Here is a 13,737-nt window from a genome sequence, read left to right on the forward strand (position 1 = left end):
GCACGGGACTCTGAGGTGGTGCGAACGACACCGATCGCGACACCGATCGCGACCACGGGCGCGACACCACCAGGGGAGAAGAACGGGACGATGAGCACCGAAGTGGCCGCCTTCCGCGGCGTCGGCAAGAGCTACGGGCGGGTGTGCGCCGTGGACGACCTCAACCTCGTGCTGCGCCCGGGCGAGACCGTCGCCCTGCTCGGCCCGAACGGCGCCGGCAAGTCCAGCAGCCTTGACCTGCTGCTCGGCCTGCGCCAGCCCGACCAGGGCAGCGTCACGCTGTTCGGCGGCACCCCGCGGGAGGCGATCGCGGCCGGCCGGGTCGGCGCGATGCTGCAGAGCGGCGGGCTGATGGCCGACGTCAAGGTCCGCGAACTGGTCGAGCTCGCCCGCGACGTGCACCCGCGCGGCCGGTCGGTCGAGGAGGTGCTGGCCGATGCCGGGATCACCGAACTGGCCGAGCGCCGGGCCGACAAGCTGTCCGGCGGCCAGGAACAGCGGGTCCGCTTCGCGCTCGCGATCGCGGGAGACAGCGACCTGATCGTGCTGGACGAGCCCACCACCGGCATGGACGTCACCGTCCGGCAGGCGTTCTGGGCGAGCATGCGGGCGCAGGCCGACGCCGGGCGCACGGTGCTGTTCGCCACCCACTACCTGGAGGAGGCGGACTCGATCGCCGACCGCGTCCTCGTCCTGCACCGGGGCCGGCTGATCGCCGACGGCAGCTCCGCCGAGATCAAGGCGCGCGCCGGAGCCCGTCGGGTCGCCTTCGAACTCCACGACGTGGACGGTGAGTTCGACGAAGGCGTGCTGCGCCTGCTGCCGGGCGTGCAGTCCCTGGACGTCACCGCCCGGGTGCCGGGCGTGCGGACCGTCCGGATCCGCACCGCGGACGCCGACGCCAGCGTCGCCGGGCTCTACCGGGCGGGCCTGTACCCGCGCGGGCTGGAAGTCACCGGCCTCGGCCTGGAACAGGCCTTCCTGACCATCACCGGCGCGCAGGACCAGCGCGAGGACGCGAAGGAGACCGTGCGATGACCACCCTGATCCGGCTGGAGATCCTGCGGACCTTCCGCAACCGGCGCTACCTGGTCTTCACCATCGCCTTCCCGGCGCTGATGTACTTCTTCTTCACCCACGCCTACGGCTCCTCCCCACTGGCCGGCGGCCTGTCGGCGAAGACCTACTTCATGGTCTCGATGGCCACCTTCGGCGCGGTCGGCGCGGTGCTCACCGGCAGCGCGCAGCGGATCTCGCTGGAGCGCAAGAGCGGCTGGGTGCGCCAGCTGCGGCTCACCGCGCTGCCCGGCCGGGCGTACACCCTCGGCAAGATCGCCGCGAGCTCGGTGACCACGCTGCCGGCGATCCTGGTGGTCTTCGCGCTCGGCGCGGTCCAGGGCGTGTCGCTCGGTGCGGCGCAGTGGGCCGGTCTGGCGGCGGCGCTGTGGCTGGGCAGCTTCGTGTTCGCGGCGCTCGGGGTCGCGCTCGGGTACGCGGCGGCGCCGGACTCGGTGCAGACCATCGTGATGATCACCTACATGGTGATGGCGCTGTTCGGCGGGACGTGGTTCCCGGTGAGCGGCTCGCTGGAGAAGTTCGCCCGGTTCAACCCGGTATACCTGTACAACCAGCTGGCCGCGTTCACCCAGCCCGGGCACTCCCTGGACACCGGCGCGGTCGCCGGGCTGGCCGCCTTCCTCGCGGTGTTCGTCGTCGCCGCGGCGGCGCTGTACCGCCGCGACACCCGCCAGGCATGATGACCGGCATGACCGAGCCGCGCCAGACCCGCCGATCCGACGAGCAGCCGGAGGCGGGTCCGGCGCGCACGTCGTTCATGACCGTCCCGGGCTCGCCGATCGAGACCAGGCGGCAGCTGCTGGTCAAGGTCAGCTGGATGCTGCTGTGGACGATCTACCTGGCCTACCCGGTGGGCAACCTGCTGCACGGCGGGCACGGGACGGCCGCCCGGGTGTTCGGCTGGCTCTGCCTGGCGGTCTTCGTCGGCAGCTACGTCCTGCTGGTGATCTTCCGCTCGATGGTCGGGATGCGGCCCCGGGCCTGTCGGCTGATCGTCGCGATGATGGTCGTGCTCGCGAGCGTCTCGGCCTTCGTCCTCGGTGAGGCCTTCCTGACCCTCTTCACCTACGCCTCGGTGTGCGTCGCCGTGATCCTGCCGGTGCGCTACGCGCTGCCCGGTGTCGCCGCCATGGCCGCGCTCACCGCCACCGTCGGCGTGCTGAGCCACGCCGGCGGCGACACCATCCCCACCCTGGCCCTCACCTCCTTCCTCGCCGGCGCCGCGATGACCGGCATGCAGCGGCTGGTCGCCACCATGAAGGAACTGCGCGAGGCCCGCGCCGCCGTCGCCCACCTGGCCGCCTCCGAGGAACGGCTGCGCCTCTCCCGCGACCTGCACGACCTGCTCGGGCACTCGCTGTCGCTGATCACGCTGAAGAGCGAACTGGCCGGGCGGTTCATGGACGCCGGCAAGGACGAGGCGGCGCGGGCGCAGGTCGCCGACATCGAGCAGGTCGCCCGGCAGTCGCTGATCGACGTCCGGGAGGCGGTGACCGGCTTCCGCCGCCCCACCCTGCCGGTCGAACTCGCCGCCGCCCGCACCGCGCTGGCCGCCGCACAGGTCAGGCTGGAGGCCGCGCCGGAACTGGCCGACACCTGGCCGGGGCTCGCCGACGAGGAGGCGGGCGCGCTGGCCTGGGCACTGCGCGAGGCCGTCACCAACATCGTCCGGCACGGCGAGGGCGCCACCGTCTGCACCGTCACGGCCGACGAGAGCTGGGAGGGCGGCGGCGAGCGCTACGCCGTCCTGGAGATCGCCGACAACGGGCGCGGACCGGGCAAGTCCCAGCCGGGCAATGGGCTTTCGGGCCTGGAGGAGCGGCTGGCCCTGGTCGGCGGGCGGCTGGAGGCCGGGCCGGGCGAGCGGGGCCGGGGCTTCCGGCTCCGGGCCTTCGTCCCGCTGCGGGTGGTCACCGCGCCGGCCGGTACGGAACCCGGCCGGTCGGGTTGACCGTCCTCCCCGGCATGGCTACCGCACTCATCCTCGGTTTCGACCCGCACACCGTCCCCGGCATGGACGGCGACGGCCTGCGGGCCGTCCTCGACGCCGAACTCGCCCGCTTCGCCGACCACGGCATCGACGCGTCGATGGCCCTGGTCGCGCCCGACGAGACGGCCGGGCCCGTGATCATCGCCGCCCTCGCCGGCCGGGACTGGGATGTCGTCGTCATCGGCGGCGGCATCCGCAAGCCCGAACCCGCCCTGCCCTTCTTCGAGCTCGTCGTCAACCTCGTCCGCCGCCACGCCCCGCAGGCCGCCATCGCCTTCAACACCAGTGGCTCCGACAGTGTCGAGGCCGCGCAGCGCTGGCTCTGACCCGCGTCCGGCGCGGGAAGTCGGCCTGGCCGACTTCCCGCGCCGGTTTCCTATGCCGACGGCCGGCCGTCGGCGAGGGCGCGGCCGAACCGGAGCGCGGGGCGGTCGTCGAGGGTGAGTTCGGCGACGACCGCGAAGCCGTTGCGGGTGAGGACGGTCTGGGAGGCGAGGTTGTCGAGGGTGGTGACGGCGGTCAGCGACGTGAGGGCGTAGTCCGCGGCGGCCAGCCGGCAGAGGTGGGCGACGGCGGTGGTGGCGACGCCCCGGCCGGTCGCGTGTTCGCCGACGCGGTAGCCGAGTTCGGCGGTGCCGTCGGTGATGTCGACGAGGTTGACGCGGCCGAGGACGGCGCCGGCCGCGTCGAGGACGACGTGGAACCGGCAGACGCCGGAGTCCTGTTCGGCGAGCAGGGCGGCGTGGCGGGCCGGGAAATCGGCGAAGTAGGCGTCACCGCGGTCCGGAACGGTCCGCGCGAACCAGGCGCGGTTGGCGCGCTCGAAGGCCAGCAGGGCGTCGGCGTGGTCCGGGCGGAGGCGTTCCAGGTTCAGCATGCCGCCAGTCTGGCCCGCAGGCCTTCGGCGAGCCAGGCGAATACCTTCCGCGGCCTCTCCGGCGCCCCTCTAAGGTCGTGGCCATGAGTGACATTCAGAACGGGGCCCTGATCCGCGTGCTGCTCGCCGAGGACCAGGGGATGGTCCGGGAGGCGCTGGCGGCGCTGCTCGGGCTGGAGGGGGACATCGACGTCGTCGCGCAGGTGGGGCGCGGGGACGAGGTGGTGGCGGCGGTGCTGGCGCACGAGGTGCAGGTGGCCGTGCTGGACATCGAGATGCCGGGGATGACGGGCATCGAGGCGGCCGCCGAGCTGCGTCGGAACGCGCCGGGGACGAGGGTGGTGATCGCGACGACCTTCGGCCGGCCGGGGTACCTGCGGCGGGCGATGGAGTCGGGGGCGGACGCGTTCCTGGTGAAGGACGCGCCGGCCTCGGAGCTGGCGGAGGCGATCCGGCGGGTGCTGCGCGGGGAGCGGGTGATCGATCCGGTGCTGGCGGCGGCCGCGCTGGCGGAGGGGGCGAATCCGCTGACGGCGCGCGAGCGGGACGTGCTGGGCGCGGCGGCGGACGGGGCGGTGAACGCGGACATCGCGCGGCGGCTGCACCTGTCGGAGGGGACGGTCCGCAACTACCTGTCGATGGCGATCCAGAAGACCGAGGCCCGCAACCGCACCGAGGCGGTGCGGATCGCCCGGGAGAAGGGCTGGCTCTGAGCGCGCCCCGGCTGACTCCGAGCGCGCCCCCGGCTGGTTCTGGGCGCGCCCCCGACTGGCTCCGAGCGAGTTCCCGGGCGGTCGTCAGTTGAGCCGGTGCCGGGCGGCCCGGGCCTCCTGGCGGACCTTGGCGGCGGTGTCGGGGTCGAAGGTGTCGAGGATCTGCGCGAAGGCGTCCATCTCGGCCGAGCCACCGAGGAAGTCGCCGGTGCGGACGAGGAGTTCGGCGCGTTCGAGGCGAAGCTGGGCGGGGTGGCGGGGCAGCAGGAGGGCGAGTTCGGTGGCCCAGAGCTGGGTGCGGGCGTGTTCGGGGCGGTCGGCGGCCCAGGCGCGGATGTTGCCGAGCACGCGCAGCACGAGGTCGAGCGGCTGGGCGGGGGTGAGCAGGTCGGGGCTGAACTCCTGCCCGGCGCCGCGGACCAGGCGTTCGGCGTCGTCCGGGTCGAGCAGCCGCCCGCCGTGGAAGGGGTCGGCGAGCACGTACTCGTCGCCGCCGCCCGGCCCGCCGACGGCGACGATGACGTGGCCGGGCAGCGCGATGCCGTGGACGGCGAGCCCGGCCCGCCGCCCGACCGCCATCCACACCAGGGACAGCATGATCGGCAGTCCGCGCCGCCGCCGCAGCACGTCGGGCAGCAGCGAGGATTCGAGCCGCCGGTAGTCGGACTGCCGCCCGTGGAAGCGTTCCCGCCCGCCGAGGACGGCGGCGAGCAGGGCGGCGGTCTCCTCCGGGCCGGCGGGGGCGCGTTCGGCGACGGCGAGCCGGACGGCGCTCGCGTGCCGGTCGAGGGCGGCCTCGCAGGCGGCGAGCAGGGCGTCCACGCTGGGCGGTTCCCCGGGGTCGTCCGGGTCGAGGACCGGGCCGTGTTCGGCGGCGGCGAGCAGGCAGAGCAGCACCGGGTCGGGATGCTCGGCGCGGGCGGCGGTCCGGAAGCGGTCTCTGCTCTGCTCGGTCACGGTGACGGCGACGGCTTTCGTACGACGGGCGGGCGAACGGCGGGCGAGGAGCGGCGGGCGGGCGGGGCGGCGGTGCGGGCGGGCGGTGCTACCCCTGGGGGAGAAGGGCGTAGTGGTAAGTGTGACTGGTCGTGAAGCCGAGTCCGTCATAGAGCGCGATCGCCCCGGTGTTGTCCGCCTCGACCTGGAGGTATCCACCGGTCGCCCCCTCCTCGGCGGCCCGGGCGGCGAGCACCGCCATGACGGTCGTGGCCAGCCCGGCCCGCCGGGCGTACGGCGCGACCTCGATCGCGCCGAAGCAGGCCCAGGGCCCGTCGACGACGCAGCGTCCGATCGCCAGCGGCGGCTGTCCGGGGGCGCCCGGCACGGTGGCGAACCAGACCGACGGCCCGCCGTGCAGCACCTGCCGGGCGGCCCGTTCCAGCGCCTCGTCCTCGCCGACCCGGCGGTAGAGCGAGAGCCAGGCCGGGTCGGCGGTCCGGGCGAGCCGGACCCGCTCGGGCCCGGAGCCGGCCCGGGCGAGCCCGGCCAGCGGGGCGGTGCGCACCAGGGTGGGCGCGTAACGGGCTCCCAGCCGGTCGAGCTCGGCCCGCAGCTCGTCCGGCGAGCCCGGGGTGATCACCTCGACGTACGCGGGAAGGCCGCGCGCCGCGTACCAGCGGTGGACGGCGGTGAGCGCGTCGGGCAGCGGCAGTCCGGGGTCACCGAGTGCCTGGACGGAGTTGGCGCGGCGGGTGAACCCGGCCGAGGCGCGCAGCGTCCACGCGCCGAGCGGCTCCTGTTCGACGGCGGGCCAGCCGCGGGCCGCGATCCGCTGGAGTTCGACGGGCGTGGCGGCGGGCAGCGGTGCGCGCCGGGCCGGGAAGAGCGGCACGACCTTGCCCGCGACCAGCAGCTTCTCGGGGAAGGAGACGGGGTCGCCGGTCCGCGGAGCGACCGTCAGTCCATGATCGTCCCACGATGTGAGCACGCCGATCGAATCCCGGAACACCGGCCGGTCGTCCACGAACCCCGAGAGGCGCCGGACGGACACGCGTCGTCCCACGTCAGAGCGATCTATCCGGACCTCCGGACGGTCCTGGGCCGGGCCGCCTGCCGTCATCTGGGCACCTCCTGTGCATTTGCGGTCTCCGACCCGCGATACTAGGGGCGGGCATCGACGACGCCGCGCTCACCGCGCACGCGAGCAGAACAGAACGGGCCGCCACGGCCCTTCCGAGGAGGAACGACAGCGTGACCTACGTCATCGCGCAGCCTTGTGTCGACGTGAAGGACAAGGCGTGCATCGAAGAGTGCCCGGTTGACTGCATCTACGAGGGCGAGCGATCGCTCTACATCCACCCGGATGAGTGTGTCGACTGTGGCGCTTGCGAGCCGGTCTGCCCGGTCGAGGCGATCTTCTACGAGGACGACACCCCGGAGGAGTGGAAGGACTACTACAAGGCGAACGTCGAGTTCTTCGACGATCTGGGTTCGCCCGGTGGCGCCTCGAAGCTGGGCCTGATCGAGCGCGACCACCCCTTCATCGCCGCTCTGCCGCCGCAGAACGCCGACCACTGACGATCGGTGGCATCTGAGCTGTGAACACCAACAGCACGCGCGCGCCGTTCCCGGGTCACCCGGGGGCGGCGCGCCGCCCATCTGGCCGAGGAAGGCTGTCCGACCTCCTGCCGGTCTTCCCCTGGGACAAGCTGGAGCCGTACAAGGCGACCGCGCTGGCCCACCCGGGCGGTCTCTGCGACTTCTCGGTGGGCACCCCGGTGGACCCGGTCCCCGAGGTGATCCAGAAGGCGCTGGCCGCCGCCACCGACACGCCGGGCTACCCGACGGTGTGGGGCCCGGTGGAGCTGCGCGAGGCGATCGCCGGCTGGCTGCACCGCCGCTGCGGCGCCGAGATCGGCCCGCAGGCCGTGCTGCCGACCGTCGGCTCCAAGGAGCTGGTGGCCTGGCTGCCGACCCAGCTCGGCCTCGGCCCGGGCGACCAGGTCGCCTACCCGCGGCTGGCCTACCCGACGTACGAGGTGGGCGCGCGGCTGTGCGGCGCGGAGCCGGTCGAGTACGACTCGGTGGACGAGCTGGACGGTTCGCGGGTCCGCCTGCTCTGGGTGAACTCGCCGTCCAACCCGACCGGCCGGGTGCTCGGCGCGGACGAGCTGCGCCGGGCGGTCGCCTGGGCCCGGGAGCACGGGGCGCTGCTGGTCAGCGACGAGTGCTACCTGGAGCTGGGCTGGTCCGCCGAGCCGGTCTCGGTCCTGCACCCGGACGTCTGCGGCGCGGGCCACGAGGGCCTGCTGGCCGTCCACTCGCTCTCCAAGCGCTCCAACCTGGCCGGCTACCGCGCCTCCTTCGTGGCGGGCGACCCGGTGGTGGTCAGGGAGCTGCTGGAGGTGCGCAAGCACGGCGGCATGATCGTGCCGGCGCCGGTCCAGGCGGCGACGATCGCGGCGCTGTCGGACGACGCGCACGTGGCGGAGCAGCGGGAGCGGTACGCGGCCCGGCGCTCGGCGCTGCGGGCGGCGCTGGAGGCGTACGGCTTCCGGGTCGAGCACTCGGAGGCGAGCCTCTACCTGTGGGTGACGCAGGACCGCCCGTGCTGGGAGACCGTGGCCGAGCTGGCCGGACTGGGCATCCTGGTGGCGCCTGGCGACTTCTACGGGCCGGCCGGCGAGTGCTTCGTCCGGGTCGCGTTCACCGCGACCGACGAGCGGGTGGCCGCGGCCGTGGAGCGGCTGAACGCGGCCCGCTGACCGACGCCGAAGGGGCCGGTGTTCCGAGAGCGGAACACCGGCCCCTTCGCCGTACCCGGGGCGGGTTACAGCGGCAGGCCGCTGATGCTGCCGCCGTTCACGCCGCCCAGCAGGCCGCCGATCGGGCCGAGCGCGCCGGTGAGGCCGGACAGCGGGTTGTTCGGGCCGAGGTCGGCGCCGCCGAGGCGGTTGGCCGAGCCGTGCTCGGCCAGGCCCAGGACGTCGGTGCCGGGCAGGGCGGGCAGCGCGCGCGCGACGGAGCCGAGCGGCAGCGCGTCGGTGACGGCGTTGGTGCCGGGGACGGCGCCGGCGAGCTTGTCGGCGCCGGGCAGGCCCTTGGCGATGGCGCCGGTCTGGGCGAGCCCGCCGACCGGGCTGGCCGCGGCGCTGCGGGTGCCGACGCCCTTGCCGGTGACGGCCTCGCCGAGCTTGCCGGCCAGTGCGGAGGCGACCTTCGGGGTGACGGCGGAGAGCTGGCCGGTGGTGGCGGCGGTCTGGTCGACCGGGGCGGTCAGCGAGCTGGCCTTCTCGTTCGCCTCGGGGAGCTGGTGGGCGACGATGTTGCCGGCGGCGTCGGCGGAGGCCGGTACGCCCGCGGCGACGGTGGCGGCGCCGGTGCTGCCGGCGGCCTGGCCCAGCTGGTGGGTGGTGTGCTGGAGGGTGGAACCGGTGTCGGTGTTGGTCAGCTGGCCCAGCGGCGCGGCCAGGTCGCTCTTGGGCAGCAGGGCGTCGCCGCCCAGGGCGGACGCGGAGCCGGCCGCGACCAGCGGGGTCGCGCCGGCCGCCACGAGCAGCGCGGCGCTGGCGATCCGTCGCGTGAGGGGGTGAGACATGGGGCTCCTCGGAGGGTCTGGGTCCGTCACGTCCGCCGGGCGGACTGACGGTGTTACCGCTTGAGAAGCCAGATGGTTTCGGCCTGGACCAGGAAAGTGTCTGACCGACCATCGGATCGTAGGACCGCCGTGACGGCGCCTGGCGGGGTCCGTACGGCCCCGTGGGCCCGGCGCCGGGCAAGGGGAGTGACGGTTCTCCGGCGGGGCCGCCACGGCGGGCTCCCGGTCCACCGGGGTTGACCGGATTCACCCGTCCGGCGGCCACCCGAACGTCAGTGCGTCAGCCCTTGTCGGACGTGGCGAGGGTGACCTGAACGAGCTTGGTCGACGTCCCGGAGGTCTGCGGCTGCCAGCCGTCCTCCGACTTGGTCTTGCGCCAGATCTTCCCGTCGTAGGCGACCGTCGCGATGCCCAGCTGCTGGGCCTGGGCGACCGCCCAGTGGGCGACCTCCCAGCCGCTCGCCCGCTCGGCGGTGATTCCGTCGTCGGTTCCGTCGGTCGAGGAGGTCAGCGCGGCGGCGGACGGGTCCGGGGTGAGCGAGACCGCGTTCTCGGCGCCCTTGATGGTCGAGGCGTACCCGGTGGCCGGGGTCACGGTGCGGCCGAACTCGCGGCGCACCCGGTCGGACAGCACCTGGGCCCGGTCCGCGGCGGTGGGCTGGACGGCGGCCGGGGAGACGGTGGAGCCCGCCGTGGGGGAGGGCGAGTCGACCGGATCCGGCTTGGCGTAGTCGTGCACCACGCAGGAGAACGAACCGGGCTCCCGGCCGGCCAGCGCCGAGGTGAGCAGCGTCGCCTTGGTCTCGTGCTTGGCGTACGCCTGCGGGTAGCCGCTCTTCTGCACGGCCTGGGCCGCGTCGGTCAGCGGCAGCCGGGTGTAGCCGGGCACCTTGACCAGGCCGTCCAGGAACTTGTTGGTCGCGTAGACCGGGTCCCCGATCTGCTGCGCCGTGCCCCAGCCCATCGAGGGCCGCTGCTGGAACAGGCCGATCGAGTCCCGGTCGCCGCCCGCGAGGTTGCGCAGCTTGGACTCCTGCATCGCGGTGGCCAGCGAGATCGTCGTCGCCCGGTCCGGCAGTCCGCGCGAGCGCGCCACCGCGGCGATCGTCGCGGCGTTGGCCGCCTGCGGGAGCTCCAGCGTGCCGCTGCCGGCCGCGGTCTTCACCGAGCAGCCCTCGGGCTCGCCCTGTTTGAAGCCGAACCACCAGATGCCGACCACGGCCAGTCCCGCGACCAGCGCGAGGCCGAGCAGGCCGACGATCACGAGCAACAGCGCGCGCAGTGGACCGCGGCGGGGGGGCGCCAACTCCTCGCCCAGCTCCTCGCCGCTCTTTCTCCTGGCCACCGTCGCCCCTCTCGCGCCTTGCTTCTTGATCCGACACCGTACCCACTCGGACGGGTGTGCGGCGCCACCCGGTTGCGGTTGCCGGTCCGCTCGCTCCGGGGCGGGCCCGCGCGCGCCGCGTCACGGAAGCGCCACACGGGGTGCACGCCACGCGGACTAGGCTGGCGCCATGAGCAGCCCGAACCCGACGCCCCTGGACCTCACCCTCGACGGCGGCGCGCTGACCGCCCGGCTCGTCGACTTCCCGTCGGTGAGCGGCGACGAGCAGGCGCTCGCCGACGCCGTGGAGACCGCGCTGCGCGGCTACCCGCACCTGACCGTGGACCGGTACGGCAACAACGTGGTCGCCCGCACCACCCTCGGCCGCCCCGAGCGCGTCCTGCTCGCCGGCCACCTGGACACCGTGCCGATCGCCGACAACGTGCCCTCCCACGTCGAGGGGGACCTGCTCTACGGCTGCGGCACCTCGGACATGAAGTCCGGCGTCGCCGTCCAGCTGCGGCTCGCCGCCACCCTGCCCGAGCCCAACCGCGACCTCACCTTCGTGTTCTACGACTGCGAGGAGGTGGAGGCCCACCGCAACGGCCTCGGCCACCTCGCCAGGGAGCGCCCGGACTGGCTGGCCGCCGACTTCGCGGTGCTGATGGAGCCGAGCGGCGCGGTCGTCGAGGGCGGCTGCCAGGGCACCCTGCGGGCGCAGATCCGGCTCACCGGCGTGCGCGCGCACTCGGCCCGCAGCTGGCTCGGCGACAACGCCATCCACCACGCCGCCGAGGTGCTCACCCGGCTCGCGGACTACCGGCCGCGCCGGGTGGAGATCGACGGCCTGGAGTACCGGGAGGGCCTGAACGCCGTCCGGATCGACGGCGGCGTGGCCGGCAACGTCATCCCGGACGAGTGCGTCGTGACGGTCAACTTCCGCTACGCGCCGGACCGCAGCGAGGCGGAGGCGGAGAAGCACGTGCGCGAGGTCTTCGACGGCTTCGAGCTGACCGTCACCGACTTCGCCCCGGGCGCGCTGCCCGGGCTCGCCCAGCCGGCCGCCCAGGCCTTCCTGGAGGCCACCGGCGGCCAGGCCCGCGCCAAGTTCGGCTGGACCGACGTCGCCCGGTTCAGCGCGCTGGGCGTCCCGGCGGTCAACTACGGCCCCGGTGACCCGAACCTCGCGCACAAGCGGGAGGAGCACTGCTCGCTGAGCGCCATCGCGGAGACCGAGGAGCGGCTGCGGGCCTGGCTGACCAGCTGAGGTGCCGTTCCGATGATCGGCCGGTCCGACCGGCCGATCATCGGCTGAGCGCCATCTTCCGGTCGCCCAACCGACCTTCCCCTGTTGCCTGAAAACCGGGATCACCGGACGTAGGGTTTCGTCATGACAGGCACAGGAGACGAGAAGCACTACGGACACGGCCCCGAGCAGGTCGGCGTGCCGCGGAAGAAGAAGGCCTGGCCCGAGAAGCAGAAGGGCCCGGTGCTGGTGCGCCGGGACCAGGTCGGCACGAGCACCACGGACCAGCGGCTGCTGGACACCACCGGCCCGACCGACTGGCTGCACACCGATCCGTGGCGGGTGCTGCGGATCACCTCCGAGTTCGTCGAGGGCTTCGGCGCCCTCGCCGAACTCCCGCCCGCGATCAGCGTCTTCGGCTCCGCCCGGACCCCGGCCGACTCGCCCGAGTACGAGGCCGGCGTGGCCATCGGCCGGGCCCTCGCCGAGGCCGGCTACGCGGTGATCACCGGAGGCGGTCCGGGTGCCATGGAGGCCGCCAACCGCGGCGCCTCCGAGGCCGGCGGCCTCAGCGTCGGCCTCGGCATCGAGCTGCCCTTCGAGCAGGGCCTCAACGAGTTCGTCGACCTCGGGCTGAACTTCCGTTACTTCTTCGTCCGCAAGACGATGTTCGTGAAGTACTCCCAGGGCTTCGTGGTCCTGCCCGGCGGGCTCGGCACGCTGGACGAGCTGTTCGAGGCGCTCACCCTGGTGCAGACGAAGAAGGTCACCCGCTTCCCGGTGATCCTCTTCGGTAGCGCGTACTGGGGCGGCCTCTACGAGTGGCTGAAGAACACCCTGGTCGCGCAGGGCAAGGCGGCCCCGCACGACCTGGAGCTGTTCCACATCACCGACGAGATCGACGAGGTCATGAAGATCCTCGCCGACACCCGCCGGCCGACCAACCAGATCTAGGCCGGACAGGCCTGGGCCCCCGGCCCTCCGGGCCGCCTACGCCAGCCCCCGGCGGGCGACCGCCGGGGGGCGGGTGCCCCGGATCGAGGCGACCATGTCCAGCACCTGGCGGGTCTCCGCGACCTGGTGGACCCGGTAGACCTGCGCGCCCAGCCAGGCCGAGACCGCGGTGGTGGCCAGGGTGCCGAGCAGCCGCTCGTTCACCGGCCGGTCCAGTGTCTCGCCGACGAAGTCCTTGTTGGACAGCGAGACCAGCACCGGGAAGCCGGTCGCGGTCATCTCCGGCAGCCGCCGGGTGGCCTCCAGCGAGTGCCGGGTGTTCTTGCCGAAGTCGTGCCCCGGGTCGATGATCACCGCGTCCCGCCGCACACCCAGCCCCACCGCCCGCTCGGCCAGCCCGACGGTCACCCGCAGGATGTCCGCCATCACGTCCTGGTAGCCGATCCGGTGCGGCCGGGTGCGCGGCTCGGCGCCGCCCGCGTGCGTGCAGACCAGCCCGACGTCGTGGCGCGCGGCCACCTCGGCGAGCTTCGGGTCCACCCCGCCCCAGGCGTCGTTCAGCAGGTCGGCGCCCACCTCGCAGACCGCCTCGCCGACCTCGTGCCGCCAGGTGTCGACGCTGATCACGGCCTCCGGGTGGCGCTTGCGCAGCTCGGCCACGAAGGGCACGGTGCGCCGCAGCTCCTCCTCCACCGTGACCTCGTCACCGGGCCCGGCCTTCACCCCGCCGATGTCCAGGATCGCCGCTCCCTCGGCCATCGCGCGGTCGGCGGCGGCGAACGCGGCCTCGTCCGCGAAGGTCGCCCCCCTGTCGAAGAACGAGTCCGGCGTCCGGTTGACGATCGCCATGATCACCAGCTCGTCGTCACCGAATTCCCGCGGTCCCAGGCGCAGTGCCACCGATGTCTCCTCCACAGCTGCTGCGGGTGCGATGATGGCCCCCGGCCTCACAGGGACCATGCTGTCATGATCAGTTTGGTCGGGGGCACTTCGCAGCAGGCCGGCCGGGAGTTCGGGAG

Annotated in this window: 15 protein-coding genes; 9 read left to right on the forward strand and 6 right to left on the reverse strand. The window is 73.8% G+C overall.

Annotation, left to right across the window (positions count from 1 at the left end):
- Window positions 1-90: 90 nt before the first annotated feature.
- From ACIOGZ_RS35660 to ACIOGZ_RS35675, 4 genes are read left to right on the forward strand one after another with little or no spacing between them, the layout of a single operon-like run.
- Window positions 91-1,038 carry an ABC transporter ATP-binding protein gene (locus ACIOGZ_RS35660; protein WP_363585414.1) on the forward strand — a complete coding sequence of 316 codons (948 nt, stop codon included), beginning with the start codon at window positions 91-93 and terminating at the stop codon, window positions 1,036-1,038.
- Window positions 1,035-1,757, forward strand: a complete 723-nt coding sequence (locus tag ACIOGZ_RS35665; protein WP_363585413.1) for an ABC transporter permease — start codon at window positions 1,035-1,037, stop codon at window positions 1,755-1,757. The genes ACIOGZ_RS35660 and ACIOGZ_RS35665 overlap by 4 nt, the downstream gene beginning before the upstream one ends.
- 8 nt (window positions 1,758-1,765) lie before the next feature.
- Window positions 1,766-3,028, forward strand: a complete 1,263-nt coding sequence (locus ACIOGZ_RS35670; protein ID WP_400989002.1) for a sensor histidine kinase — start codon at window positions 1,766-1,768, stop codon at window positions 3,026-3,028.
- 14 nt (window positions 3,029-3,042) lie between these two features.
- A complete protein-coding gene (locus tag ACIOGZ_RS35675) occupies window positions 3,043-3,393 on the forward strand; it encodes a hypothetical protein (RefSeq protein WP_400989004.1) in 351 nt (116 codons plus the stop codon).
- A gap of 50 nt (window positions 3,394-3,443) precedes the next feature.
- On the opposite strand, the gene ACIOGZ_RS35680 is transcribed toward ACIOGZ_RS35675, so the two are convergent.
- A complete protein-coding gene (locus ACIOGZ_RS35680; protein ID WP_363586761.1) occupies window positions 3,444-3,944 on the reverse strand; it encodes a GNAT family N-acetyltransferase in 501 nt (166 codons plus the stop codon).
- Between the two features lie 83 nt (window positions 3,945-4,027).
- Here ACIOGZ_RS35680 and ACIOGZ_RS35685 point away from each other — a divergent pair, with 83 nt between their 5' ends.
- Window positions 4,028-4,657: a response regulator transcription factor gene (locus ACIOGZ_RS35685; protein ID WP_063347943.1), complete on the forward strand. Its 630-nt coding sequence runs from the start codon at window positions 4,028-4,030 to the stop codon at window positions 4,655-4,657.
- A gap of 84 nt (window positions 4,658-4,741) precedes the next feature.
- Here ACIOGZ_RS35685 and ACIOGZ_RS35690 read toward each other — a convergent pair whose 3' ends face one another.
- Window positions 4,742-5,614, reverse strand: a complete 873-nt coding sequence (locus ACIOGZ_RS35690; RefSeq protein WP_350879909.1) for a transglutaminase-like domain-containing protein — start codon at window positions 5,612-5,614, stop codon at window positions 4,742-4,744.
- Between the two features lie 88 nt (window positions 5,615-5,702).
- Entirely contained in the window at window positions 5,703-6,716 is a 1,014-nt protein-coding gene (locus tag ACIOGZ_RS35695) for a GNAT family N-acetyltransferase (RefSeq protein WP_400989006.1), read from the reverse strand.
- A gap of 131 nt (window positions 6,717-6,847) precedes the next feature.
- Between ACIOGZ_RS35695 and fdxA the strand changes: the two genes are divergently transcribed.
- Window positions 6,848-7,174, forward strand: coding sequence for a ferredoxin (fdxA, locus tag ACIOGZ_RS35700; RefSeq protein ID WP_030061559.1), 327 nt, complete (start codon window positions 6,848-6,850; stop codon window positions 7,172-7,174).
- Window positions 7,175-7,269: 95 nt separating this feature from the next.
- Complete coding sequence (gene dapC / locus ACIOGZ_RS35705; protein ID WP_400809891.1) at window positions 7,270-8,361, forward strand: succinyldiaminopimelate transaminase; 1,092 nt, start codon at window positions 7,270-7,272, stop codon at window positions 8,359-8,361.
- A gap of 65 nt (window positions 8,362-8,426) precedes the next feature.
- Here the strand turns inward: dapC and ACIOGZ_RS35710 are convergent, their stop codons facing one another.
- Together ACIOGZ_RS35710 and ACIOGZ_RS35715 are read right to left on the reverse strand one after the other, a co-directional pair.
- Window positions 8,427-9,194, reverse strand: coding sequence for a hypothetical protein (locus ACIOGZ_RS35710; protein WP_363586759.1), 768 nt, complete (start codon window positions 9,192-9,194; stop codon window positions 8,427-8,429).
- Window positions 9,195-9,474: 280 nt separating this feature from the next.
- Window positions 9,475-10,539, reverse strand: a complete 1,065-nt coding sequence (locus tag ACIOGZ_RS35715; RefSeq protein WP_363586758.1) for a hypothetical protein — start codon at window positions 10,537-10,539, stop codon at window positions 9,475-9,477.
- Window positions 10,540-10,708: 169 nt separating this feature from the next.
- Between ACIOGZ_RS35715 and dapE the strand changes: the two genes are divergently transcribed.
- Both dapE and ACIOGZ_RS35725 read left to right on the forward strand, forming a co-directional pair.
- A complete protein-coding gene (gene dapE, locus ACIOGZ_RS35720; RefSeq protein ID WP_363586757.1) occupies window positions 10,709-11,785 on the forward strand; it encodes a succinyl-diaminopimelate desuccinylase in 1,077 nt (358 codons plus the stop codon).
- Between the two features lie 123 nt (window positions 11,786-11,908).
- Window positions 11,909-12,718 carry a TIGR00730 family Rossman fold protein gene (locus ACIOGZ_RS35725; protein WP_363586756.1) on the forward strand — a complete coding sequence of 270 codons (810 nt, stop codon included), beginning with the start codon at window positions 11,909-11,911 and terminating at the stop codon, window positions 12,716-12,718.
- A 36-nt stretch (window positions 12,719-12,754) separates the two neighbouring features.
- On the opposite strand, the gene folP is transcribed toward ACIOGZ_RS35725, so the two are convergent.
- The gene (gene folP / locus ACIOGZ_RS35730) at window positions 12,755-13,567 is read right to left on the reverse strand and encodes a dihydropteroate synthase (protein ID WP_363586766.1); all 813 of its coding nucleotides are present in this window, start codon (window positions 13,565-13,567) and stop codon (window positions 12,755-12,757) included.
- Window positions 13,568-13,737: the final 170 nt, after the last annotated feature.

The sequence above is a fragment of the Kitasatospora sp. NPDC088160 genome, from assembly GCF_044741445.1.
Classification (GTDB): domain Bacteria; phylum Actinomycetota; class Actinomycetes; order Streptomycetales; family Streptomycetaceae; genus Kitasatospora.